A 23650-nucleotide genomic window follows, 5' to 3' on the forward strand; every position below is an offset into this window, starting at 1 on the left:
AGGCTTCCCGGTACGGCAGGATGAGCCTGGCTCGATTGAACTCATACAGATATTCAGCGTGATCGGACTTTGCGAGGAAGGACGACGATGACTACGGCTCAAAACGAGTCTCAGTCCCTGGGCGATCTTGCTGCCAGGCAGCTTGCCAATGCGACGAAGACTGTTCCCCAGCTTTCCACGATCACGCCGCGGTGGCTGCTGCACCTGCTGGGCTGGGTGCCGGTAGAAGCCGGCATCTACCGAGTCAACCGGGTGGTCAACCCCGAGCAGGTCGCGGTCAAAGCCGAGGCCGGAGCCAGTATCGACGAGCCGCTGCCCGAGACGTACGTCGACTACGAGACCAGTCCGCGCGAGTACACGCTGCGCAGCATCTCGACGCTGCTCGACGTCCACACCCGCGTCTCCGACCTGTACTCCAGCCCGCACGACCAGATCGCGCAGCAGTTGCGGCTGACCATCGAAACGATCAAAGAGCGTCAAGAGTCCGAACTGATCAACAACCCGGAATACGGTTTGCTGGCTCAGGTGACTCCGGAGCAGACCATCCAGACTCTGGTCGGCGCCCCGACCCCAGACGACCTCGACGCGCTGATCACCAAGGTGTGGAAGACGCCCAGCTTCTTCCTGACCCACCCGCTGGGCATCGCCGCGTTCGGTCGCGAGGCCACCTACCGCGGTGTGCCGCCGGTGGTGGTGAGTCTGTTCGGCGCCCAATTCATCACCTGGCGGGGCATTCCGCTGATCCCGTCGGACAAGGTGCCGGTCGAGGACGGCAAGACCAAGTTCATCCTGGTGCGCACCGGCGAGGAACGCCAAGGGGTGGTCGGTCTGTTCCAGCCCGGTCTGGTCGGGGAGCAGGCGCCGGGCCTGTCGGTGCGGTTCACCGGCATCAACAAGTCCGCGATCGCCACCTATCTGGTCACGTTGTACACGTCTTTGGCTGTCCTGACCGACGACGCACTTGCCGTGCTCGACGACGTCGCCGTGGACCAGTTCCATGAGTACAAGTGAGTACCGCTCGGTAGACGCCGAAAGCGAATTGCCGGTCAGCGCTACGGAACTCGCCGTGCTGGCCAGCCAGCTGTACGCGGCCAGCATCCGTCCGGGACCCGACAGCCCACCGCAGACCTCGCCCGTCGCCCCTCGTGGGAATGTGCCGGATACGACGGCTGCATCGTCTGCGGCACGAACGGTGATCGGCACGTCTGACCCGCTGACTTCCGGCGTGCCAGCGTTGGCGTTCTCTGACATCTATGTCCCGGCGCCGAGCTCGCCGGGACCAGAGGTCATACCGCCGCAGGCGGTGCCGGTGGCTCCGCGCGGCAACCTGCCGGATTCGACAGCGGCACCGACGGCGGCCCAGGCCCCCGCGGCAGCAGGGGATCCGTACCTGCCGCCCGGCGTCGGTGACTTCAGCGCTTTCGCCGTCCCGGCTTCGGGCATCGTGCCGACGGTGCCGGGCGTGCTGGCCGGTGCTTCACCGACCGTGCCGGTGGCCCCCCGCGGCTCGGCGCCGAGTTGGCCAGCCGAGGCGCCGTCGGTCGCTGACCTGCGCTGGTCCGACACACCGGTGCAGGCACCGGCCGGTGACGAAGCGAACTACTACTTCCTGACCCGCCCCCGAGACGTCGAGCCGGTACCGCTGTTTCCGGACGAGCACGAGGTTTTCGACGTCAACGCGGTGCGGGCGGACTTCCCGATCCTGCAGGAGACGGTCAACGGTAAGCCGTTGATCTGGTTCGACAACGCCGCCACCACCCAGAAACCTCAGGTGGTGATCGACCGGCTGGCGTACTTCTACGCCCACGAGAACTCCAACATCCACCGTGCCGCACACGAGCTGGCGGCGCGGGCCACCGATGCCTACGAGGAGGCCCGCGAGACGATACGGCGCTTCATCGGCGCGCCGAAGGTCGAGCAGAACATCTTCGTGCGGGGGACCACCGAGGCCATCAACCTGGTGGCCTACGCCTGGGGCGGGAAGCACCTGGGGCCCGGTGACGAGATCGTCATCACGCACTTGGAGCACCACGCCAATATCGTTCCCTGGCAACTTCTTTCGCAAGCCACCGGAGCGGTGTTAAAGGTCGCGCCGGTCGACGAGGCGGGCAATCTGCTGCTCTCGGAGTTCGAGGACCTGCTCGGCCCGAAGACCAAACTGGTTGCGGCGACCCAGGTTTCCAACGCCCTCGGCACGGTGACACCGGTGGAGAAGATCGTCGAGTTGGGTCACCGCTACGGGGCGCGGGTGCTGGTCGACGGCGCTCAGTCGATCCCGCATCTGCCCATTGACGTCGCCGAACTCGGCGTGGACTTCTTCGCCTTCTCCGGCCACAAGATCTACGGCCCCACCGGGATCGGGGTGCTGTACGGGTCCGAGGAGGCGCTAGCCGAGACGCCACCGTGGCAGGGCGGCGGCAACATGATCGCCGACGTCACGCTGGAGCGATCGCTGTATCAGGGACTGCCCAACAAGTTCGAGGCCGGCACCGGCAATATCGCCGATGCGGTCGGGCTGGGGGAGGCGATCCGTTATATCGAGCGGGTCGGCATCGAGCGGATCGCGGCCTACGAGCACGCGCTGCTGGAGTATGCGACACCCCGATTGGCGGACATCCCGGGAGTGCGCCTGGTCGGCACGGCTCAGGAGAAGGCCAGTGTGCTGTCGTTCGTGCTGGCCGGGCACGAACCACTCGAGGTGGGCAAGGCGCTGAACGCCGAGGGCATCGCGGTGCGTGCCGGACATCACTGTGCGCAACCCATCCTGCGCCGCTATGGTTTGGAGGCGACCGTCCGTCCCTCGTTCGCGTTCTACAACACCCACGAGGAGATCGACGTCTTCCTGCGGGCGGTCCGTCGCATCGCCGAAGGCGGCGCGAACGTAGGCTGAATCCCGCGCCCGCTCCACCTTTTCTTTCCGGCTGATTGCAAACCTCGGAACGCAATTGGGCGGCTCGTAAGCTCGCGACATGACTCTATCTGCATTCCGGCGGGGTGGTCCGCCGTCGCCTGCAGATGCCGTGAATGCATTGTCGGACAACGAATTACGCACCATCGCGACTCTTCTTGTGGCGTGGGCGTAATTGTGCTGGGCCGCACGCACACATCGATCAATCCGGGGGGGTGAGCAGAACCATGAACGCAACGACTTTCGCAAAGCCGATGAACGCGCTGGGTGAGTTCTTCAGTTTCTGCGCCGAAACTTTCCTGGTCCTGGTGCGACGGCCGTGGAACTGGCGGGAGATCCTCGAGCAGATCTGGTTCGTGGCCCGGGTCTCGATTTTCCCCACCATCATGCTGTCGATCCCGTACACGGTGCTGATCGTGTTCGTGCTGAACATCCTGCTGGTCGAGATCGGTGCCGGGGACCTGTCAGGGGCCGGCGCGGGACTTGCGTCGGTGACGCAGGTGGGTCCGGTGGTTACCGCGATGGTGGTCTCCGGCGCCGGCTCCACCGCCATGTGTGCCGACCTGGGCGCGCGCAAGATCCGCGAGGAAATCGACGCGATGCAAGTCATCGGCGTCAATCCCGTTCAGGCGCTGGTGGTTCCGCGCCTGATTGCCGCCACTTTCGTTGCGGTGCTGCTCTTCTCGGTGGTCTCGGTCACCGGTTTGGTGGGCAGCTACATCTTCGTGGTGTACATCCAGCACGTCACGCCGGGAGCGTTCGTGGCCGGAATGACGCTGCTCGTCGGGTTGCCGCAGGTGGTGATTTCCCTCATCAAGGCAACGCTGTTCGGCATCTCCGCGGGATTGATCGCGTGCTACAAAGGGCTTTCGTCCGGCGGCGGTCCCGCCGGTGTGGGTAGTGCGGTGAACGAGACCGTGGTGTTCTCGTTCATGGCGCTGTTCTTCATCAACATCTTGACCACCGCGCTCGGCGTGAAAGTGACCGCCAAGTGACGGACGCGACGTTCGACGAATCGACCTGGTTGGCCACCGTCGGCCCGAGGCTGAGCGCCTCGACCCGGAAGTTGGGTGAGCAGACCGCGTTCTACGGGCGCTCACTGGTGAACATCGTCGACGCGGTACGGCGTTACCCAGGTGAATTGCTGCGGCTGATCGCCGAAATGGGTATGGGCACAGGCGCGTTGGCGGTTATCGGCGGAACCGTCGGCATCATCGGATTCCTCACCCTGACCACCGGTGCCCTGGTCGCGGTGCAGGGCTACGACTCGCTGTCCAACATCGGCGTCGAGGCGATGACCGGCTTCCTGTCGGCGTTCCTGAACGTCCGGATGATCGCGCCGTGCACGGCCGGCTTGGCATTGGCCGCAACCATCGGCGCGGGCGCCACCGCGCAACTGGGCGCCATGCGGATCAACGAGGAGATCGACGCGCTGGAGGTGATGGGCATCCGCGCGATCACCTACCTCGCGTCGACGCGGATCATCGCCGGTGTCCTGGTTGTCATTCCGCTCTACGCGGTGGCGGTGCTGGCCTCGTTCATCGCGGCCAAGTTCCTGACGATCTCGGTCTACGGCCAGTCCCGCGGCGTCTATGAGCACTACTTCTCGACGTTCCTGCATCCCGTCGATCTGCTGTGGTCGTTCTTGTCGGCGCTGACGATGGCCACCGGCGTGATGGTGGTGCACACCTACTACGGCTTCACCGCGGCCGGCGGGCCGGCCGGTGTCGGGGAAGCGGTCGGCCGGTCGGTGCGGTCCTCGATGATCGTCACAGCCTTTGTCTGTCTGATGATTTCGCTGTCCGTCTACGGCCAGCACGGCAACTTCAACCTCTCGGGCTAGCCGGTATGAGCGACGACAAATACCGAGGAGCCTCGAGGGCGAACAGGGTCCGCGCCAGCAGGGTCGATCCGATCTGGTACGCACCGATTCTGTTCCTGGTGCTCGCAGGCCTGATCGCGATGACCATGGGCATGTTCTCCGGCAAACTCCAGCCCTCGGTCCCGCTGACCCTGGTGTCGGACCGCGCGGGACTGGTGATGGAACAGGGCGCCAAGGTCAAGTTTCGCGGCGTGCAAGTCGGCCAGGTCGAGGCGATCGGCACCGACGCCAAAAAGGCCAAGCTGAAACTGAAGATGCAACCGGACGCTTTCAAGTACCTACCCGGCAACGTCGAAGCAGAGATCAAGTCGACGACCGCGTTCGGCTCCAAGTACGTCGACTTGATCGCACCCGAGCACCCCAGCCCGGCCGGGTTGAGGCCCGGTGCGGTCCTGCACTCCCGGAACGTGACCGTCGAAGTCAACACCGTATTCGAGAATCTGCAGTCGCTGGTTCAGGCCATCGATCCGGCAAAGCTGAACGCGATCCTGTCGGCGTTCGCACAATCGGTGCGCGGCAAGGGCGATCGGATCGGGCAGGCGATCACCGACTCCAACAATCTGTTGCTGGCGGTCAATCCCCGGTTGCCGACAATCCACGAAGACTGGAAGCTGTTCGGCAGGACCACCGCTGTCTATTCCACTGCGGCGCAAGACATCCTGTCGATTCTCGACTCCGCGACCACGACCAGTGCCACCCTCACCCAAAACCAGCAGTCGCTGGACGCGATGCTGATGTCGGCCATCGGGTTCAGCCAGACCGGTATCAGCGTCATCGGCCGCAACGAAACCAACATCGTCCGAGCCATCAACCTGCTCGACCCGACCACCAGGCTGTTGGACATGTACTCCCCGACCTACACGTGCCTGTTCCAGGGTTCGCAGTGGTATGTGGAGCACGGCGGTCGGGACACGTTGGGCGGCAACGGATATTCGTTCATCATGGATGCCGGCTTGTTGTTCGGCGACGACCCGTACCGGTACCCCAAGCACCTGCCGAAGGTCAATGCCACCGGCGGTCCGGGTGGCAAACCCAGTTGTGGGTCGCTGCCTGACCCGAGCGCCAACTACCCGGTGCGTGCGCTGGTCACCGACACCGGATGGGGCACCGAGCCCAACGAGATTCGCACCAACCTCGCGGTAGGTAATCCCTGGTGGTCCAACTACTTCCCGACCACCAAGAACCCGCCGGAACCGCCGCGCTACTTCTACCGCCGGGGGCAACCGCCGCCATGAGTCAAGAGAAAAGACCCGGCACATTCAAACTCTGGGCACGCGTCGCAATGTTCACCGTGGTGTGCCTGGTGTTCACGTTCGCTCTGGTCACGGTATTCGGACAGTTCCGTTTCGAGGATCGCACCGACTATCACGCGGTGTTCACCAACATCTCCGGCCTGAAATCCGGCAACTTCGTCCGCATTGCCGGTGCGGAGGTCGGCAAGGTCGGCGACATCACCCTGCATCGCGACGGCACGGTCAGCATCGATTTCGCCGTCGACAAGGGTCTGCGGCTCACCGAGGGCACCCGCGCGGTGGTGCGCTACGAGAACCTGATCGGTGACCGTTTCCTGGCGTTGGAGGAGGGCGCCGGATCGCCGCACCGACTGGCGCCGGGTGGCACGATCCCGCTGGCACGGACATCGCCGGCCCTGGACATCGACGTGCTGATCGGCGGCTTCCGCCCGTTGTTCCGCGCGCTGGACCCCGAACAGGTCAACGCGCTGTCGGGCCAGCTGCTGCGGATCTTTCAGGGACAGGGCGGCACTCTGTCCTCGGTGCTGGCCCAGACCGCGTCGCTGACCTCGACGTTGGCCGGGCGTAGCGAACTGATCGGTGACCTGATCGCCAACCTGAACACCGTGCTGCACACCTTCGCCGCGCGCGACCACGAATTCTCCGACGGCTTGGACAAACTCGCCGAGTTCGTCGACGGGCTTTCGCAGCGTAAGACCGACATCTCCACCGGGCTGGCCTACGTCAACGCGGCAGCCGGGTCGATCGCCGACCTACTCGTCCAGGCACGCCAACCGATCAAGGACGTGGTGCGCGAGACCGACCGCATGGCCGGGCAAGTCATGGCCGATCACGACTATGTCGACCACCTGATCCACAGCCTGCCCGACGTGTACCAAGTGCTGTCTCGGCAGGGCCTCAACGGCGACTATTTCGGTTTCTACTTCTGCGAGGTGCTGCTCAAACTCAACGGCAAGGGCGGCAACCCCATCTACGTCAAACTGCTGAGTCAGCCCAGTGGGCGGTGCACACCGCAATGAGCCGTTTCAGGGGCAAGCCGGGCAAGAACCGCAGCCCGTTCGTCTTGGGGGTGATGGGCACAGTCATCCTGATCCTGGTGGTGTTCGTCGCCTTTCAGTACAACAAGCTGCCGTTCGTCAACGGCTACGACAACCACGCGGCCTACTTCTCCGAGGCCGGCGGCATCAAAGCCGGCAACCAGGTGCGGGTTTCGGGCGTCGGTGTCGGCCGGGTCTCCGACATCCGTCTGGAGGGCACCAAAGTCCGGGTGGGCTTCACCGTCCGCAAAAGCGTCGAGCTGGGTGAACGCACGGAAGCGGCCATCAAGACCGAGACCATCCTGGGCTCCAAGATGCTCGAGCTGACCCCGCGCGGCGGCGGACGGCTGAAGAACACCATCCCGCTGGAACGCACCACGTCACCCTATGACCTGCCGGATGCGTTGGGCGATCTGACAACTCAGATCAGCGGGCTCGACACCACCCAACTGTCCTCGGCCCTGACGACGCTGGCTGACACGTTGCGCGACACACCGCCCAACCTCAAGCCCGCGCTGGAGGGCGTCGCGCGATTCTCCGACACCTTGAACAATCGGGACGCCCAGCTGCGCAGCCTGCTGACCAATGCCAACAACGTTGCCGGCGTGTTGGGCCGACGCAGCCAGCAGATCGCCGGCCTGGTATCGAATTCCAACACGCTACTGGCGGCGCTGCTTCAGGAACGCAGCTCGATCGACGCGTTGATGAACAGCATCACCGCGGTCTCACACCAGATCTCGGGATTGGTCGACGATAACCGTGCACAACTCAAGCCGGCGCTGGACAAGCTCAACGGCGTGCTCGAAATACTCGACAACCGCAAGGAAGACATTCAGCGAACCCTGCCCAAGTTCAAGCGTTACGCAATGTCCTTCGGGGAGGTGCTGGGGTCGGGTCCCTTCTTCAAAGCCTATGTGGCCAACCTGATTCCGGGTCAGCTCAGCGGACCGATCCTCGACTCCCGGATGTATGACCGGTATCTGGACCCAAACCAGCATCTTCCTTCGGAGGCGGTCGATCCACCGACCGGATCTCCGCCCGTACCACCGGAACTCGCGCCCGTGCCGCTGTGGTCGCAACCTCCATCTCCCGGACCCGCCCCGGGCCCGCCGCCCGAGCCCGCGCCTGCCGCAACGGGGGGATCGTGACCATTCCCCCGAACGCGCGCAGCACAGTGCGCAAAGTCACCGGTGTCAGCCTGGTCGTGATCCTGGCGCTCGCGTCCTTTCTGGTCGGCAAACAACTGTGGAAGCAAGTCGACAAGAGCACCTACTCCGCGTATTTCGCTAATGCGAACGGTCTTTTCGTCGGCGACGAAGTACGGATCCTCGGCGTCGCCGTCGGCACCATCGACAACATCGAGCCGCAACCGGCGAGCTCGAAAGTGACGTTCTCCGTGGACAAGCAGTACGCGATCCCGGCCGACGCGCGCGCGGCGATCCTGTCGCCCTCACTGGTCACCTCACGGGCGATCCAGCTCGTCCCCGTCTACGCCGGGGGACCGAAACTAACTGCCGGAGCCTCGATCCCGCTGAGCCGCACCGCGGTTCCGGTCGAGTGGGACGATTTCCGCAAACAGCTGGAAAAGCTCACCGAATCCCTGCAACCGGGCCCTGGCGGAGTGAACTCGTTGGGGGAGTTCGTCAACTCGACCGCGGACAACCTGCGCGGCGAAGGCGACACCGCCCGCGACACCATCATCAAGCTGTCCGCGGCGCTTTCGGCGCTCGGCGATCACGCCGACGACATCTTCAGCACGGTGCGCAACCTGCAACTTCTCGTTTCTGCGCTGTACTCCAGCAGCGATCTGCTGGCCGCGTTCAACCAGAACCTGGCCAGCGTCACCACGATCCTGTCCAACTCGCCCAACGAGGTCGCCAACGCGGTGCAGGGTCTCGACGGGGCGCTGGCGGATCTGCGCGGCTTCCTGGCGGAGAACCGGGAGTCGATCGGAGTGACCTTCGATCGGCTGAGTTCGGTGACGACGGCGCTGAACGACAGCCGCGCCGACATCAAACAGATTCTGCATGTGGTCCCGACGGTGTTCCAGAACTTCATGAACATCTACCAGCCCGCGCAGGGCGCGATGACGGGCATCATCGCGTTGAACAACTTCGCCGACATCCCCCAATGGATCTGCAGCTCAATCGAAGCGGCGTCACGGCGTGGACTGGACCGAGTTTCGAAGCTGTGCCTGCAGTACGTCGAGCCGATCATCAAGAATCGCATCTACAACTACATTCCGGCCGGGATCAACCCGTTCGTCGGACCGCAGGCCCGCCCGGGTGAGATCACCTACAGCGAAGACAGGCTGCGCCCCGGCGGCCCACCCACACCCGAGGCGGCCCCGCCGCCGCCACCGTTACCGGCTGAGCAACCGGCACCGACGGTCGTCGATCCGAGGCTGGGGCTGCAGGGCCTGATGGTTCCGCAAGGACCGGCGTCATGAGGCGCGCCGTCATCGCGGCGCTCAGCGTCGCGTGCCTGTCCGTACTGCCCGGATGCGGCGACTGGCACGGGCTGAATTCACTGACGTTGCCCGGCACTTCCGGCGACGGACCGGGCTCCTACACCATTCAGGCCCAACTGCCCGATGTGGTGAATATCCAAGAGAACACCCGAGTTCGGGTGGACGACGTCAACATCGGCAACGTCACCAAGATCGAGGTCCAGGACTGGCACGCGCTGGTGACGATGCGGATCAACGGCGATGTCCACCTGCCGGCCAATTCCACAGCCAAGATCGGACAGACCAGCCTGCTCGGCTCGATGCACATCGAACTCGCAGCGCCCAAAGACGAGCCGCCGGTCGGCCAACTCGGCAACGGATCGGTCATCCCGCTGGCGCACGCGAGCATGTACCCGACCACCGAGCAAACCCTGGCCTCGGTGTCGATCCTGTTGAACGGCGGCGGCCTGAACCAGCTTCAGGAGATCACCCAGGCGGTCGCGAAAGCCTTCGCCGGCCGGGAGAACGACATGCGCAGCCTGCTGCGCCAGCTCGACGAGTTCATCGCCGGCACCAACGAGCAGACCGACGACATCATCGCTGCCGCCGAGAATCTCAACTCCCTGGCGGGTCAGTTCGCCGCCAAGGACGCGGTGGTGGACCGGGCCCTGACGACGGTGCCCCAAGCGCTCGCGGTGTTGGCCAGGGAGCGCACCCAGATCGCCGACGCTATCGACCAGCTCGGCAAGTTCAGCGCCATCGCCGCCGACACGGTTCGTCAGAGCAAAGAGTCCTTGGTGAACAACCTGCGTCAGATCGCACCGGTCTTGCGGCGACTTGCCGACGCCGGACCGGCGCTCACCAAGGGACTGGACGGGTTGGCGACCTACCCCTGGCCGACGTCGACGGTGACCAACTGGTTCCGGGGCGACTATGCCAACTTGACGATGATCGTCGACCTCACCTTGAGCCGCATCGACACCGGCATCTTCACCGGTTCCCGTTGGGAAGGCAATCTCACCCAGCTCGAACTGCAGTGGGGGCGCACCATCGGCATGCAACCCAGCCCGGTCACCGGCGGGAACCCGCTGACGTTCCCTTACCACTTCGAGGGATACTGATGTTGCGCCTGAACCGCAAGACCTGGATCCAGCTGGCTGTGCTGTCGGTGGTGACGTTGATCTCCTGTGGCGCAATGGCATTCGACTACATGAAGCTTCCCGCGACGCTGTTCGGGATCGGTGAGTACAGCGTCAGCGTCGACCTGCCGCAGTCCGGCGGACTCTACGAGAACTCCGTCGTCACCTATCGCGGCACCGACGTGGGCCAGGTCAGGTCGGTCAACGTCACCGCCACCGGGGTGCGGGCGGTGCTGGCCATGAGATCCGGCGTCAAAGTGCCGGCCGAGGTCCAAGCCTCGGTGCACAGCCGCTCGGCGATCGGCGAGCAGTACATCGAGTTGACCCCGCGGTCGGGCGGAGACGGACGACAATCCCGGCTGCTGCGTGCCGGCGACGTCATCCCCGCCGGAAGGGTCGACGTGCCCGTCGACATCGGGCGGCTGCTGGACATGACGAACCGTGCGCTGCAAGCGATTCCGCGGGAGAACCTGCGCACCGTGATGGAGGAGGCCAACCGGGGTGTCGGCGGGCTCGGGCCGGAGCTGTCCCGAATCGTGGACGGGTCAACGGTTTTGGCTATCGCCGGAGGCCGAACCGTGGAGCCGTTGTCGGCGCTGATCGACCAGGCCCCGCCGGTGCTGAACTCCCAGGTGCAGACATCGGACGCGATCGCCACCTGGGCTCATCGGACCGCAGCGATCACCGCGCAGTTCCAGGCGCAGGACGCGGCGCTGCGAGATCTGTTGACGCAGGGCAGTTCCGGTTTGGAAGAGGGCCGAGCGATGTTCGACCGGGTCGCGCCCGCCGTGCCGGTGCTGTTCGCCAACCTGGTGAGCCTGGGTGACATCGCCTACGTCTACCGCCACGACATCGAACAGATCCTGGTCCTGTTGCCCCAGGGCATCGCGGTCATGGCGGGGTCCCTGGTGCCGAACGTCGGCACCAAACAGGACTACAAGGGCTTCTATCTGGACTTCAACCTCAACATGAACCTGCCGCCGCCCTGCACCACCGGCTTCCTGCCGCCCACCCAGCGGCGCTCGCCGGCCAGCGTGGACGCCCCGGACCGCCCGGCCGCGGAACTGTATTGCCGACTGCCGCAGGACTCCGAGCTCAATGTTCGTGGCGCGCGCAACATTCCGTGTGAGACCAAGCCGTGGAAACGTGCGCCGACCGTCGAGCTGTGCGAAAGCGACGAAGAGTACGTCCCGCTCAACGACGGCTACAACTGGAAGGGCGACCCGAACGCAACCACCAGTGGGCAGGGCGTACCGCAATACCCGCCGGGGCAAGACCCGCGGCTTCCACCGCCGCGGGGCACCGCGCCACCACCGTCGGCACCCGCGCCGATCGCGGTGGCGACCTACGACCCGGCCTCCGGCGACTACGTGGGTCCCGACGGACACCGCTACACCGAAGCCGATTTGGCGCACCCACGTGCCAAGAACTGGCAGGCGCTGCTGGTGCCGACATCCTAGGCACACCCGGACCTGCCGTGAGCAAGGAGCAATATGACCGAACAACTTGAAATCACCGACGTCGAAGAACCCGACGGTGTCGACGAGCACGAGGATCCAGTCGCAAAGCGGCCAATCCCGCGCCGTCGCAATCCTTTTGCGCGGCTTTCCCAGCTCGGACGGGCACTGGTAGCCGCCGGTGTCGTCGTGGCGGCGCTGGCCGGATTGACCGGCTGGCTCGGCTACCGCGCCTATCAGCAGCACCAAGCGCAGGCTCAGCGCGAGCTGTTCGTCCGGACCGCCCGCCAGGGCGCGGTGAACCTGACCACGCTCGACTACACCGAGATCGATGCCGACGTGCAGCGAATCCTGGACCTGGCCACCGGCACGTTCCGCGACGATTTCGAACGCCGCGCCAAGCCCTTCATCGAACTGGTCAAGGTGGCCCAATCGAAATCTGAAGGCACGGTGACCGACGCCGGCGTGGAAGCTGAGCGCGGCGACTCGGCTCAGGTGCTGGTCGCGGTCGCCGTGAAGTCACGGACCGCGGCCGGCGAAGAGGCACCGCGGGAGTGGCGCATGCGGATCGAGGTCCGCGCGGTCGGCGACGACGCCAAGATGTCCAACGTGGTGTTCGTGCCATGACGACACTGAGCGCAACGCCCGTCGACGCGGACGAGACGACCGAATCCGCCGTGACACCAGCGGATTCCGAGGCGACCACCGACGACGAGACGACATCGGAACCCACCGGCGACGAGGCGACATCGGAACCCACCGGCGACGAGGCCGGCGAAGCCCCGGACGACGAGTCCGCGGATCCCGATCCGAAAGAGCGGCATCAGACCCCGATTGCCTGGACGCGGGTGCTCGCCTTCGGTGTGTTGCCCGGACTCGCGTTGGTGCTGGCGTTGACCGCCGGCTACTTCAAGTGGGTGGCCTTCTCCGGTGACGAGGCGGCGCGGGCCCGAACGGAGTCGGTTCGGGTCGCCGGTGAGGATGCGGTCGCGCTGTTGTCCTACACCCCCGACTCGGCCGACAAGGATCTCGGCGCGGCCCGGGAACGCCTGACCGGCGACTTCAAGGACGCCTACACGGCGTTGACCCGCCAGGTCGTCATCCCCGGCGCGAAAGACAAGCGCATTTCGGCGGTCGCGAAAGTCAACTCGGCGGCGTCGGTGTCCGCCACCGCCGACCATGCCGTGGTCCTGTTGTTCGTCAACCAGACAGTCACCATCGGAGACGGCGGAACCCCGACGGACACCCAGCCCGTGATCCGGGTGGTCTTGGACAAGGTCAGCGGACGATGGCTGGTGTCCCACTTCGATCCGGTGTGAGGACTTCGATGAAACGCTGGTTCCGCGTCGGCGCACCCGCCGCGATCGTGATCCTCATACCACTCGGGGGAGTAGCTCCGGCTCGAGCCGACAACAAGAGGCTCAACGACAGCGTCATCTCCGGGGTCTACACCGTGCAGCATCAAGCGGGTTGCGTCAATGATGTCGTACCGAACAACTCGCTGTACCTGGCCGCCCAGTGGCATGCCGACGACATGATCGCGCACCGAAACATCAACGACGACACCGGATCCGACGGGTCGACTCCGCAATCCCGAGCCGACGCCGCGGGCTTCCGCGGCAGGGTCGCCGAGACCGTGGCGATCAACCCTGCGCTGGCCATCAGCAGCCTCGAAGTGTTCCAGCAGTGGTTCGATAACCCGGACTACCTGACGATCATGCGGGACTGCGCCAACACCGCGATGGGGGTGTGGTCGAACAACAGCCTGGACCGCAGCGTGGTGGTTGCCCTCTACGGGCAGCCAGAGCAGCGACGCTGATTAGACGGTTAAATTCAGCATGATTCGAGTCGGCCACCGGCGGTGGGCCTTCGAAAGACGTTGTCACCTGCGCAAGCACGCCGTGCAGCCTGAACCAGGCGTGCTCGTTCTCGCCCAGGGTTACCCCAGCGCAGATCGGGGGAACCCTACGCTAAATCTGCCTCGGGCCGAGAGGAAGAGTCGATGATCTTCACCCAGCACTATCTGGAATGTCTGTCGCAGGCTTCGTACTTCATCGGAGACGAGAGTTCGGGCCGCGCCGTCGTCGTCGACCCCCGCCGGGATATCGCCGAGTATCTCGAAGAAGCAGCCCAACACGGCATGACGATCGAACGCGTCATCGAAACTCACATCCATGCCGACTTCCTCAGCGGACACTTGGAACTGGCGGCGGCCACCGGCGCGGTGATTTCTTACGGCAAGGACGCCGAGGTCGAGTTTCCGGTCGAACCACTGCACCACGGTCAGCGAATCTCGCTGGGAGAAGTCACCTTTGAGATATTGGCGACGCCGGGTCACACCCCAGAGTCGATCTCGGTAGTCGTCTACGAACATCCCGACGACGAGGTGCCCTACGGGGTATGCACCGGGGACGCGCTGTTCGTCGGCGATGTCGGACGCCCGGATCTGCTTGCCGACGAAGGCATTTCAGCCGAGGACCTGGCCCGCACCCTCTACGAGACGCTGCACGGCAAGCTGCTGAAATTGCCGGACGCCACCCGCGTGTTTCCCGCTCACGGGGCCGGCTCGACCTGCGGCAAGCAGTTGTCCAGCGAAACCCACTCCACCATCGGCGAGCAGCGGGAGACGAACTACGCAGCCAAGATCGACAACGTCGACGACTTCGTCGCGTCCCTGACCTCCGACCAGGCCACCCAACCGCGCTACTTCGAGTACGACTCACATCGCAATCGCGAACAGCGTCCTCTGTTGAACGACGGCCCGCCCAGCCTTTTGGGTATCGAAATCGTGGAGAAGCACATCGCCGCCGGCGTGACGCCGCTGGACGGCCGCGACCCAGCCGATTTCGCCGCCGGTCACCTGCGCGGCGCGATCAACGTCAGCCTCCAGGGGCGCTTCGCCGAATGGGCCGGTGGGGCACTGGAAATCGACCGGGACATCGTCTTGGTGGGAGATCCGGACAAGGCCGGTGAATCCCGGCTTCGGCTCGCGCGGGTGGGTCTGGATCGGGTGATCGGGCAATTGGACGACCTCGCCTCGGTCTCCGACGACCGGCCCGAGCTGATCGAAACCACTAAGCGTTACAGCGCAGCTGATCTCGAGCGGCTGCGTAACTCGAGACCCAACCTGCAGATCGTCGATGTGCGCGGCAAAGCCGAGTTGGACGACGGCAAGATTCCGGGTTCGCACCACATTCCGCTGCCGGCGCTGCCCGACTCGTTGGACCGGTTGGACAGGGCGGCTCCGGTGGTCACCTACTGCGCGAGCGGTACCCGCTCCATGATCGCCGCCAGTCTTTTGCAGACGTCGGGCTTCGGCGACGTCGCGGACCTCGTCGGCGGGTTCGGCGACTGGGAGGATGCGGGCCTGCCGGTCGACGAGGGGAATGACCCATCGCAGGACCCGCCCGCCGCCTGATTCGCTAGCGGTTGGACACCGACCGGTCCGCGTCCGGATTCGGCTCGGTGACGTCGCAAACGCACAGTCGGGTGACCTCGGGAGAGGAACGCCGCAGCAGCGTCCCGCGCCTGAGCATCTGGTGTTGCTTGAAGACCTTGTCCCGCTGGTTCTGCGAGAACGCCAGATCCAGGTTCACCGGAAATCCGGCCCAATCCACCTGGTCAGCGGGTGCACTGCCGTTTCGGCCACCGTTACGCGACCTGCAGTGCAGGGGACAGGCGGTGGTTTCGGCACCATCATCGGGACCATCAGGCTTGCGAGCCACGCGAACGACCCTCCCTTGAGTGCGCGAATCTCTAGGGTGAATGGTGCGACTCCGATGTTTCGGCAACTGGTGCGTGACGTTTCCGTCAAATTACGGATCTACCCAATTGTCGGCATTAATACACGTCGCGGTGGTACCGCTTGTCGGCGCTCAGGGAGCGCACGTAGGCACGGGCCTCGTCGCTGCCGAGGTTCCCGTGCTGTGCCGCGATGTCGCAGATCGCCTGGTCAACGTCCTTGGCCATCGGATCGGCATTGCCGCACACGTACAGTTGGGCTCCGTCTTGTAACCATCGCCACAGCTGCGCGCCCCGTTGGCGCATCAGGTGCTGTACGTAGACCTTTTCCTGCTGGTCGCGGGAGAACGCCAGGTCCAACTCTCTGAGCAGGCCGTCGGCGTGCATCGCCCGGATCTCGTCGCGGTAATAGAAATCGGTGGCGGCGTGCTGCTCGCCGAAGAACAGCCAGTTGGGACCGGTGTGGCCGAGCGCGCGTCGTTCCTGCAGAAAGCCGCGAAACGGCGCGATACCGGTCCCGGGGCCGACCATGATCATCGGGGTCTGCGGGTCGGTCGGTGGCCTGAAGTTCTTCGCCGTCCGCACGAACACCGCGATCTGGTCGTTGGGGGAGCGGTCGGCGAGGTACGTTGAGCACACTCCGCGCCGCGGCACCCCCCGGAAGTTGTAGCGCACCGGCGAGACCGTCAGGTGCACCTCACCCGGGTGCTCCTTGGGGCTCGACGAGATCGAGTACAGCCGTGGCTGCAGCGGTTTGAGCACACTGAGCCACTCGTCGGCGGACGCGCTGACGGGTGCTTGCGCGAGCAGATCGACCGACTGACGTCCCCATGACCAATCCGCAAGCGCGGCCCGGCTTTCCGGCTTCAGCAACTCAGCGAGTCGACCGGCGACGTCCGCGTCGACGGTGCGCTCGCCGACGAATTGCAGCATCGCCCGACTGAGGTGGGCGATCTCGAAGCGATCGGTGAGGGCGGCGCGCAACGACATCGAGCCGTGGCCGTCGACCTGCACCTCGGTGTGGCCGTCCAGACCGGTGGCGGTCAGCCATTCGTCGACGAACTCGTCGTTGTTGTGCGGCCACACCCCCAGCGCGTCACCAGCCTCGTAGCTGACGCTTCCGTGCGGAACGTGAAAGACCAACTGCCGCACGTCTTTTGCTGACTTCGGCCGGCTCAAGGTGGTGTTGCGGATGAGGTCGGTCACCAGCGGCCGCTGCTTCGAGTACTTCTCGGGCTCGCGGGTGGGGACAACCGGTAGGGGGTTAACCGGTTTGGCCGGGTGGCTATCGAGTGCTTTCACGATGTCGTCCAGCCAACGCGCGGCGGTGTCGTCGTAGTCCGGTTCGCAGTCGACACGGTCGGTGATACGGGTCGCGCCGAGCTCGGCGAGCCGATTGTCGAGCTTGCGCCCGTAACCGCAGAAGTCGTCGTAGTTGGAGTCTCCGAGCGCCAGCACGGCGTACCGGACGCCCGCCAGACGTGGTGCGTCTTCGGTGTTCAGCGCCCACCACAGCCCGGCGCCGTTGTCCGGCGGGTCGCCGTCGCCAGTGGTGCTGGTGATCAGCAGCAGCTCACCTGCGCCGGGCAGGTCGGCGACCGGAAATTCGTCCATAGCCTGCAGCGCCGCCGGTATTCCGCCTGCGCGCAACCCCTCGGTGACGACGGCGGCGAGCTCCTCGGCGTTACCGGTCTGGGATGCCCACAACACCACGACGGGCGCACGGTCCGGTACCGCCTCGGGACTCGGCGAGGCAGCGGGGTCACCAGTCGACATCCCGGCCAGCACACCGTCCAGCCACATCCTGGTGCGAACGTCGAACGGGGCGGTGGCCGGCAACGTCGGTACCGAGGTCGTCGAGTGGCCCGCGTGCACCCGCATGCCGGCAAACAACCCGGCCAGATAGGCGCGCCCGCACTCGTCGAACTCGGGGATGGGTTCGCTTGCCACCCCGAGGAATTCAGCGATCGCGTCGATCTGGGCGAGGCTCGCCTGAACCGACCGACCGGGCTGGCCGCCCGCGGGTTCCCGTGCCGGGGCGACCTTGGTCAAGGTGACGGCGCAGACCTTGTATTCGGGTTGGCGCGATACCGGGTCGACGGCGTCGTTGGTGACCGCGTTGATCGCGAGGTACTCGCCGAAGACGTCGTTCCAGTGAAACGGCGCGAAGCAATTGCCGGGCAGCACGCGATCGGTGACCGTGGCCGGCAACACCGCGCGGCCGCGGCGAGACGCGACCTCGACCCGGTCGCCGTCGCAGATCTGCAGGCGGGCAGCGTCTTCGGGGTGGACTTCGACGAATGGCCCGGGGTTGAGCTTGTTGAGTTTGGCGACCTTGCCCGTCTTGGTCATGGTGTGCCATTGGTGCGCCAGTCGTCCGGTGTTGAGCAACAACGGATAGTCGGCATCCGGCATCTCGTCGGGCAGCAGATGCGGACGGGCATAGAACACTGCCCGGCCGTCCGGGGTCGGGAAGGCCAGTCGGGGCCGTTGACCGTCTTCGCGGATGAATTGTCGTTGGCTGGCACCGTCGTTGAGGTACCGGATGGGGTTGCGGTCGGTGGTGCTGTCCGGTGGGCACGGCCACTGCACCGGGGACCGGCGCAGCCGTTCGTAGCTGACGCCGCGAATGTCGTAGCCTGTCTTGGGGTTCCAGAACCGTTTGATCTCCTCGAACACTTCCTCGGCGCAGGTGTAGGAGAAGTGCTCGGAAAAGCCCATCGCGCAGGCGATCCGGGCGATGATCTGCCAGTCCGGCAGCGCCTGTCCCGGCGCGTCGACGGCCGCCTGGAACAGGCTCAGGTTGCGCTCGGAGTTGACCATCACACCGTCGGACTCGGTCCACAACGTCGCCGGCAGCAACACGTCGGCGTATTCATTGGTCTCGGTCTCCAGGAACGCGTCCTGGGTGATCACCAGTTCGGCTCGCTCCAGACCGGCCAGCACCGTCTTGCGATTCGCCACGGTGGCAACGGGGTTGGTGCAGATGATCCAGCACGCCTTGATCCGGCCGTCGGCCATCCGGGCGAACATGTCGATCACTCCGTCGCTGACGTCGGAGCGCAGCGACCCGCGCGGGATGCCCCATTGCTCCTCGGTGAAGGCGCGGTCCTCGGCGCAGGTGATCGAGCGTTGGCCCGGCAATCCCGGCCCCATGTAGCCCATTTCGCGGCCGCCCATGGCGTTCGGTTGCCCGGTCAGGGAAAAGGGGCCGCTGCCCGGCCTGCAGATCGCACCGGTTGCCAGGTGCAGATTACAGAGCGCGTTGGTGTTCCAGGTGCCGTGGGTGCTCTGGTTGAGGCCCATCGTCCAACAGCTCATCCAGTTGCCGGCTTCGCCGATCCAGCGGGCCGCGGTGCGAAGGTCGTCGACCGGGATGCCGGTGATCTCACTGACCGTTTGCGCATCGAATTGCTGCAGGAAGTCCGGCATGGCTGCCCAGCCGGTGGTGAACTCGGAGATGAATTCGGCGTCCGTGTGCCCATTTTCGACGATCAGCTGCAGCAGTCCGTTGAGCAGCGCCAGATCCGTACCCGGGGAGATCTGCAGGAAGAGATCGGCCTTGGCTGCGGTGGCGGTGCGGCGCGGGTCGACGACGATCAGTTTCGCGCCCGCTTTGACCCGTTCCATCATGCGCAAGAACAGGATCGGATGGCAGTCGGCCATATTGGCGCCGATGACGAAGAACACGTCGGCGTGCTCGAAGTCCTGGTAGGAGCCGGGGGGTCCGTCGGCGCCCAGGGAAAGTTTGTAGCCCGAACTGGCACCGGCCATGCACAGTCGCGAGTTCGATTCGATCTGGTTGGTACCGATGAAGCCCTTGGCCAGCTTGTTCGCCAGATACTGGGCCTCCAGCGACATCTGACCCGACACATACAGGGCGACGGCATCCGGGCCGTGTTCGTCGACGATGGCCCGTAGCCGTTCGGCGGCCGCGGCGATGGCGGTGTCGGTGTCCACCGAACCCAGCGGCTGGCCTCGGTCGGTCCTCGAGTAGGCCGTCTCGGCGCGACCCGACGCGGCCAGCAAGTCCACGGTGGTTGCGCCTTTGGTGCACAGCCGGCCGAAGTTCGCCGGATGATCCTTGCGCCCAGTCGAATTGGTGATGTGACGTCGGCCGCTTTCGGGATCGGTTGTGATCTGCAACACCACTCCGCAGCCGACACCGCAATAGGCGCACAGGGTTTGCACGTCCTGGTTGTTTGCAGCCGCCTCGGGCCTCCTCGCCACGCCCGACGTCCTTCCTGACTGTGTCGCAGTGGTCTGCTGAATCGTGCGTCAAGGATGTTTCGGGGCAGAGGGCTCGAGGTTTCATCCGTTTTACGGTCTGCTCGCAGCACCTCGCCTTCACCAGTGCGTTGCCGGAAACCGGGTGATAACCCATGCCCTCATAAACCACCCTTGACCCGTGTCAAAGCTACCTACGACCGGGCCCATTTAGGCCTGACAGCTGCGGTTTTGACCAAACCTGACGGACATTCACAGGCGTTGTCCAGCAACGGATACCCGAGGGTGGCCGACGTCACCGAGCCCCTTCGCTAAGCTCGCGACGTGCGTCATCGGTTCGGCACGATTCTTCTGATTGTGGGCTTGGCGGCTGCCGGGTGCGCGGAAAAGGCTCCGCCGCGCCCGGCCGCGAAGCCGGACAACTGCAAAGAGTCGGACGGCCCGACCGCCGACACGGTGCGCCGGGCCATCGCCGCGGTTCCGGTCGAAGTACCCGGCTCCACCTGGGTGGAAATCGGCCGTGGTCATACCCGTAAATGCCGGCTGCACTGGGTACAGATCATTCCCACCATCGCGAGCGAGTCCACTCCGCAGCAGCTGCTGTTCTTCGACCGCAACAAGCCGCTCGGCTCGCCTACACCGAATCCGAAGCCTTACATCACCGTGCAGCCACCCGCCGATGACACCGTGACCGTCCAATACCGTTGGCGCGTCGGCAAGGACGAGGAATGCTGTCCCAGCGGAAGCGGCACGGTGAAGTTCCAGATCGGCCCGGACGGCCGACTGCAGGCACTGGGCTCGATTCCGCACCAGTAGCAATCACCCTGCGGCAGTTGACTGCCGTGGATGGCTCAGTCGGACAGATTCTCCGGATGCAGCATCTCGGCGTAGCGCAACGGTTCCGGGATGCCGAATCCGTCCACCAGTGCCCTGGCGTGCGGGCGCAGCACCCGGCAGCGGTCGTTGATGCCGCGCGTCACGGCCTTGGCCCGCTCGGTCGAGAGGTATCGGTGCTCGATGAACCAGGCTTTGTCGTCCTCGATCACCGACAGCGCATAAAGGTCGCAGATCACGTCGAGCAACTCCCGCGCCTCTTCGTCCGGACACGCGTCGATGCCGGCGACGAACGCTTCCAGCACGATCCGGTCGATGTGCGCCTGCGCGGCGTGCAGCACGTGATCCTGCACCGCATTGAACGCGTCGAACGCCGACATCTCTCTGGATTTGCCCTGCAATCGACGCGCGACCGACGACAGCATGTATTCCTCGCGGTCTTCGAACATCGACACCTGGGTGCCCCGGTTGAACAGGCTGCCCTCCTCCTCGCTGTCCTGGCGGGCATCGACGATGCGCTGCATGATCGCTTCGGCCGCAGTGCGTTTCATCACCCGGTCGCCAACGGTGTTGGCGGCGAAGAAAACCCACTCCACCGGACTCATGCTCTTGACGTCGTCGGCGTAGGCGGTCAGCAGCTCCTTGGCCACCAGCTGTGTCAGCACGTGGTTGTCGCCTTCGAATGTGGTGAACACGTCGGTGTCGGCACGCAGCGCGATCAGCCTGTTCTCCGCCATGTATCCCGCACCGCCGCAAGCCTCCCTGGCCTCCTGGATGGCGTGCGACGCATGCCAGGTGTTGGCGGCTTTGAGCCCCGCCGCCCGCGCTTCCAGCTCCCGCTGCTCCTCGGCGTCCACCACATCGGAGGTCTGCAGGTCGTGGCATTTCGATACCAGTTCGTTCTGCGCGAACTGCAGTGCGTAGGACCGCGCGATCAGTGGAAGCAGCCGGCGCTGATGCACCAGGTAGTCCATGATCAGCACTTCCTGGTCGTCGTCCGGGGAGGTGAACTGCTTGCGCTGCAACGCATATCGCGTGGCGATGTCCAAGGCCACCCGCGCTGCCGCACCCGCGCTGCCACCCACCGTCACCCGCCCGCGGATCAAAGTGCCGATCATGGTGAAGAACCGGCGGTTGGGGTTGTCGATCGGCGAACTGTAGGTGCCGTCAGGGGCGACGTCACCGTACTTGTTCAGCAGATTGACCCGCGGAACCCGGACCTGATCGAACATGATGCGACCGTTGTCGACTCCCGGCAGCCCGCCCTTGTAGTGGCAGTCCGACGTGGTCACGCCCGGCAGGTCGTTACCGTCCTCGTCGCGAATCGGCACCAGCACGCAGTGCACCCCGTGGTTGACCGGCTCACCGTTCTCGTGGGTGATCAACTGCGCGAAAACCGCTGCCATTCGGGCGGTCTCGGCCGCGCCGCCGATGTAGTCCTTCCGTGCCGTCGGGGTCTCGGAGTGGACGACGAACTCTTCGGTCTCCGCGTCGTAGGTCGCCGTCGTCTCCAGCGACTGGACATCGCTGCCGTGTCCGGTCTCGGTCATCGCAAAACACCCCAGCAGGTCCAGGCTGATGATGTCCTCGATGTATGCGCCGTGGCGCTCGGTGCCCAGGTTCTCCACGGCACCACCGAACAGGCCCCACTGCACCCCAGCCTTCACCATCAGGGACAAATCCGACATGGCCAGCATCTCGATCATGGTGATGGCCGCCCCGACGTCCCCGGTGCCACCGTGCTCTTTGCGGAACCCTTCATCCGAGATGCCCGCGGTCGCCAGGATCTGCATCTGTTCGGCCACTTTCGCGCGCGCGATGACCGTGTTGGGTGTGTAGTGCGGACGGAACGCCTCGCCGCTGAGCTGGGCTCGAGTCTGGTTTCTCACGTCACGCCAGCGCCCGTCCAGCGCGTCCCGCAGATATTCGGCCGTGGTCTTTTTCTCTGACGCCATGCCCCGACCGTAGCCCGTCGCCGGTGCGGCCGAAACAAGTCGTTCCACTCCGACACGTCAGTGTCGTGGAATCATGGTTTCAGCCCGGCGATGGAGAGAACAGCGATGCCGCAATACCTGGCCGCACTGATGGTGATGCTGCTGCTCGGCACGGTGGCCGGCCGCCTCTGGGTCCTGAAGAAAAACGGCATCCAGGCACTGCATTTCGGAAACCTCGACAACAGCGACTTCGCGATCCCGCCGGTGGCGCTGTTCTACTTCTACACGGTGTTCGCCGCGGCCTTCGGCTGGCCGCTGATCAGCACGCAGCGGTTCTTCAACTCCACCGTCGTGGCCTGGATCGGGGTGGGGTTGTGCGCGTGCGCCATCGCGATTCTGGTCGGCAGCCTGGTCTCCTTCGGCCGAAGCTTCCGGGTGGGCATCGACGTCGACGAGCCCGGGCGCCTGGTCACCACCGGCATCTTCGCGGTCAGCCGCAACCCGATCTACGTCGGATTCTTCTTGTTCCTGATCGGTCAGCTGTTGGTGTTCCCCAACTGGGTGCCGCTGTTCTACCTGGCCGCCGGCACCTGGTTGTTCCATCGACAGGTGTTGCGGGAAGAGGAGTTTCTGCGCCGGCACTACGGCCGGGAATTCGACGACTACTGCAGTCGCGTCCGGCGCTACGTCTGAGACCTCCGCAGCCCGTTCGACGGCCACGTCGTCCTGACCCGGGCCAATCCGACGCACCGCTAGAGAGCACCAGCTCGGTTCTACACCTTCGGTCTA

19 protein-coding genes are annotated in these 23650 nt (G+C 65.0%); 16 read left to right on the plus strand and 3 right to left on the minus strand.

The window, feature by feature from the left end; all coding sequences use genetic code 11:
* The first annotated feature begins 87 nt into the window (after positions 1-87).
* The 14 genes from AC5Y46_RS19545 (at position 88) to AC5Y46_RS19610 (ending at position 15543) form a co-directional block, all read left to right on the plus strand.
* Entirely contained in the window at positions 88-1011 is a 924-nt protein-coding gene (locus AC5Y46_RS19545; RefSeq protein WP_499945776.1) for a family 2A encapsulin nanocompartment shell protein, read from the plus strand.
* Positions 998-2890: a family 2A encapsulin nanocompartment cargo protein cysteine desulfurase gene (locus tag AC5Y46_RS19550; protein WP_499992546.1), complete on the plus strand. Its 1893-nt coding sequence runs from the start codon at positions 998-1000 to the stop codon at positions 2888-2890. Before AC5Y46_RS19545 ends, AC5Y46_RS19550 begins: the two co-directional genes overlap by 14 nt.
* Positions 2891-3135: 245 nt before the next feature.
* Positions 3136-3903 carry an MlaE family ABC transporter permease gene (locus tag AC5Y46_RS19555; protein ID WP_499992547.1) on the plus strand — a complete coding sequence of 256 codons (768 nt, stop codon included), beginning with the start codon at positions 3136-3138 and terminating at the stop codon, positions 3901-3903.
* Between the two features lie 29 nt (positions 3904-3932).
* Positions 3933-4751, plus strand: a complete 819-nt coding sequence (locus tag AC5Y46_RS19560) for an ABC transporter permease (protein ID WP_499992581.1) — start codon at positions 3933-3935, stop codon at positions 4749-4751.
* Between the two features lie 5 nt (positions 4752-4756).
* Positions 4757-6025 (plus strand): MCE family protein, encoded by a 1269-nt coding sequence (locus AC5Y46_RS19565; protein WP_499992548.1) that lies wholly within the window; start codon positions 4757-4759, stop codon positions 6023-6025.
* Positions 6022-7062, plus strand: coding sequence for an MCE family protein (locus tag AC5Y46_RS19570; RefSeq protein ID WP_499992549.1), 1041 nt, complete (start codon positions 6022-6024; stop codon positions 7060-7062). The genes AC5Y46_RS19565 and AC5Y46_RS19570 overlap by 4 nt, the downstream gene beginning before the upstream one ends.
* Positions 7059-8228 carry a virulence factor Mce family protein gene (locus AC5Y46_RS19575; RefSeq protein WP_499992550.1) on the plus strand — a complete coding sequence of 390 codons (1170 nt, stop codon included), beginning with the start codon at positions 7059-7061 and terminating at the stop codon, positions 8226-8228. Before AC5Y46_RS19570 ends, AC5Y46_RS19575 begins: the two co-directional genes overlap by 4 nt.
* Positions 8225-9529, plus strand: coding sequence for an MCE family protein (locus AC5Y46_RS19580; protein WP_499992551.1), 1305 nt, complete (start codon positions 8225-8227; stop codon positions 9527-9529). Before AC5Y46_RS19575 ends, AC5Y46_RS19580 begins: the two co-directional genes overlap by 4 nt.
* Positions 9526-10650 carry an MCE family protein gene (locus AC5Y46_RS19585; protein WP_499992552.1) on the plus strand — a complete coding sequence of 375 codons (1125 nt, stop codon included), beginning with the start codon at positions 9526-9528 and terminating at the stop codon, positions 10648-10650. Before AC5Y46_RS19580 ends, AC5Y46_RS19585 begins: the two co-directional genes overlap by 4 nt.
* Complete coding sequence (locus AC5Y46_RS19590; RefSeq protein WP_499992553.1) at positions 10650-12128, plus strand: MCE family protein; 1479 nt, start codon at positions 10650-10652, stop codon at positions 12126-12128. Before AC5Y46_RS19585 ends, AC5Y46_RS19590 begins: the two co-directional genes overlap by 1 nt.
* A gap of 33 nt (positions 12129-12161) precedes the next feature.
* Positions 12162-12752 carry an Rv1363c family protein gene (locus AC5Y46_RS19595; protein WP_499992554.1) on the plus strand — a complete coding sequence of 197 codons (591 nt, stop codon included), beginning with the start codon at positions 12162-12164 and terminating at the stop codon, positions 12750-12752.
* Positions 12749-13444 (plus strand): hypothetical protein, encoded by a 696-nt coding sequence (locus AC5Y46_RS19600; RefSeq protein ID WP_499992555.1) that lies wholly within the window; start codon positions 12749-12751, stop codon positions 13442-13444. Before AC5Y46_RS19595 ends, AC5Y46_RS19600 begins: the two co-directional genes overlap by 4 nt.
* An 8-nt stretch (positions 13445-13452) precedes the next feature.
* Positions 13453-13944 (plus strand): CAP domain-containing protein, encoded by a 492-nt coding sequence (locus AC5Y46_RS19605; RefSeq protein WP_499992556.1) that lies wholly within the window; start codon positions 13453-13455, stop codon positions 13942-13944.
* Positions 13945-14127: 183 nt separating this feature from the next.
* Positions 14128-15543, plus strand: a complete 1416-nt coding sequence (locus tag AC5Y46_RS19610) for an MBL fold metallo-hydrolase (protein ID WP_499992557.1) — start codon at positions 14128-14130, stop codon at positions 15541-15543.
* Between the two features lie 4 nt (positions 15544-15547).
* Here AC5Y46_RS19610 and AC5Y46_RS19615 read toward each other — a convergent pair whose 3' ends face one another.
* Complete coding sequence (locus tag AC5Y46_RS19615; RefSeq protein WP_499945789.1) at positions 15548-15850, minus strand: hypothetical protein; 303 nt, start codon at positions 15848-15850, stop codon at positions 15548-15550.
* A 115-nt stretch (positions 15851-15965) separates the two neighbouring features.
* Positions 15966-20096, minus strand: a complete 4131-nt coding sequence (locus tag AC5Y46_RS19620; RefSeq protein ID WP_499992558.1) for a bifunctional nitrate reductase/sulfite reductase flavoprotein subunit alpha — start codon at positions 20094-20096, stop codon at positions 15966-15968.
* A 321-nt stretch (positions 20097-20417) separates the two neighbouring features.
* Between AC5Y46_RS19620 and AC5Y46_RS19625 the strand changes: the two genes are divergently transcribed.
* Complete coding sequence (locus AC5Y46_RS19625) at positions 20418-20909, plus strand: LppP/LprE family lipoprotein (protein WP_499992559.1); 492 nt, start codon at positions 20418-20420, stop codon at positions 20907-20909.
* Positions 20910-20944: 35 nt separating this feature from the next.
* On the opposite strand, the gene AC5Y46_RS19630 is transcribed toward AC5Y46_RS19625, so the two are convergent.
* Positions 20945-22882: an acyl-CoA dehydrogenase family protein gene (locus tag AC5Y46_RS19630; RefSeq protein ID WP_499992560.1), complete on the minus strand. Its 1938-nt coding sequence runs from the start codon at positions 22880-22882 to the stop codon at positions 20945-20947.
* A gap of 90 nt (positions 22883-22972) precedes the next feature.
* Between AC5Y46_RS19630 and AC5Y46_RS19635 the strand changes: the two genes are divergently transcribed.
* Positions 22973-23554, plus strand: a complete 582-nt coding sequence (locus AC5Y46_RS19635) for a methyltransferase family protein (RefSeq protein WP_499992561.1) — start codon at positions 22973-22975, stop codon at positions 23552-23554.
* Positions 23555-23650: the final 96 nt, after the last annotated feature.

It is taken from the genome of Mycobacterium sp. NGS59 (genome assembly GCF_059812345.1).

Bases quoted from the DNA above. Each gene is read 5' to 3' on its own strand.
- AC5Y46_RS19545 (WP_499945776.1), top strand. From the start codon at position 88: ATGACTACGGCTCAAAACGAGTCTCAGTCCCTGGGCGATCTTGCTGCC.
- AC5Y46_RS19550 (WP_499992546.1), top strand. From the start codon at position 998: ATGAGTACAAGTGAGTACCGCTCGGTAGACGCCGAAAGCGAATTGCCG.
- AC5Y46_RS19555 (WP_499992547.1), top strand. From the start codon at position 3,136: ATGAACGCAACGACTTTCGCAAAGCCGATGAACGCGCTGGGTGAGTTC.
- AC5Y46_RS19565 (WP_499992548.1), top strand. From the start codon at position 4,757: ATGAGCGACGACAAATACCGAGGAGCCTCGAGGGCGAACAGGGTCCGC.
- AC5Y46_RS19570 (WP_499992549.1), top strand. From the start codon at position 6,022: ATGAGTCAAGAGAAAAGACCCGGCACATTCAAACTCTGGGCACGCGTC.
- AC5Y46_RS19575 (WP_499992550.1), top strand. From the start codon at position 7,059: ATGAGCCGTTTCAGGGGCAAGCCGGGCAAGAACCGCAGCCCGTTCGTC.
- AC5Y46_RS19585 (WP_499992552.1), top strand. From the start codon at position 9,526: ATGAGGCGCGCCGTCATCGCGGCGCTCAGCGTCGCGTGCCTGTCCGTA.
- AC5Y46_RS19590 (WP_499992553.1), top strand. From the start codon at position 10,650: ATGTTGCGCCTGAACCGCAAGACCTGGATCCAGCTGGCTGTGCTGTCG.
- AC5Y46_RS19595 (WP_499992554.1), top strand. From the start codon at position 12,162: ATGACCGAACAACTTGAAATCACCGACGTCGAAGAACCCGACGGTGTC.
- AC5Y46_RS19600 (WP_499992555.1), top strand. From the start codon at position 12,749: ATGACGACACTGAGCGCAACGCCCGTCGACGCGGACGAGACGACCGAA.
- AC5Y46_RS19605 (WP_499992556.1), top strand. From the start codon at position 13,453: ATGAAACGCTGGTTCCGCGTCGGCGCACCCGCCGCGATCGTGATCCTC.
- AC5Y46_RS19610 (WP_499992557.1), top strand. From the start codon at position 14,128: ATGATCTTCACCCAGCACTATCTGGAATGTCTGTCGCAGGCTTCGTAC.
- AC5Y46_RS19630 (WP_499992560.1), bottom strand. From the start codon at position 22,882: ATGGCGTCAGAGAAAAAGACCACGGCCGAATATCTGCGGGACGCGCTG.
- AC5Y46_RS19635 (WP_499992561.1), top strand. From the start codon at position 22,973: ATGGAGAGAACAGCGATGCCGCAATACCTGGCCGCACTGATGGTGATG.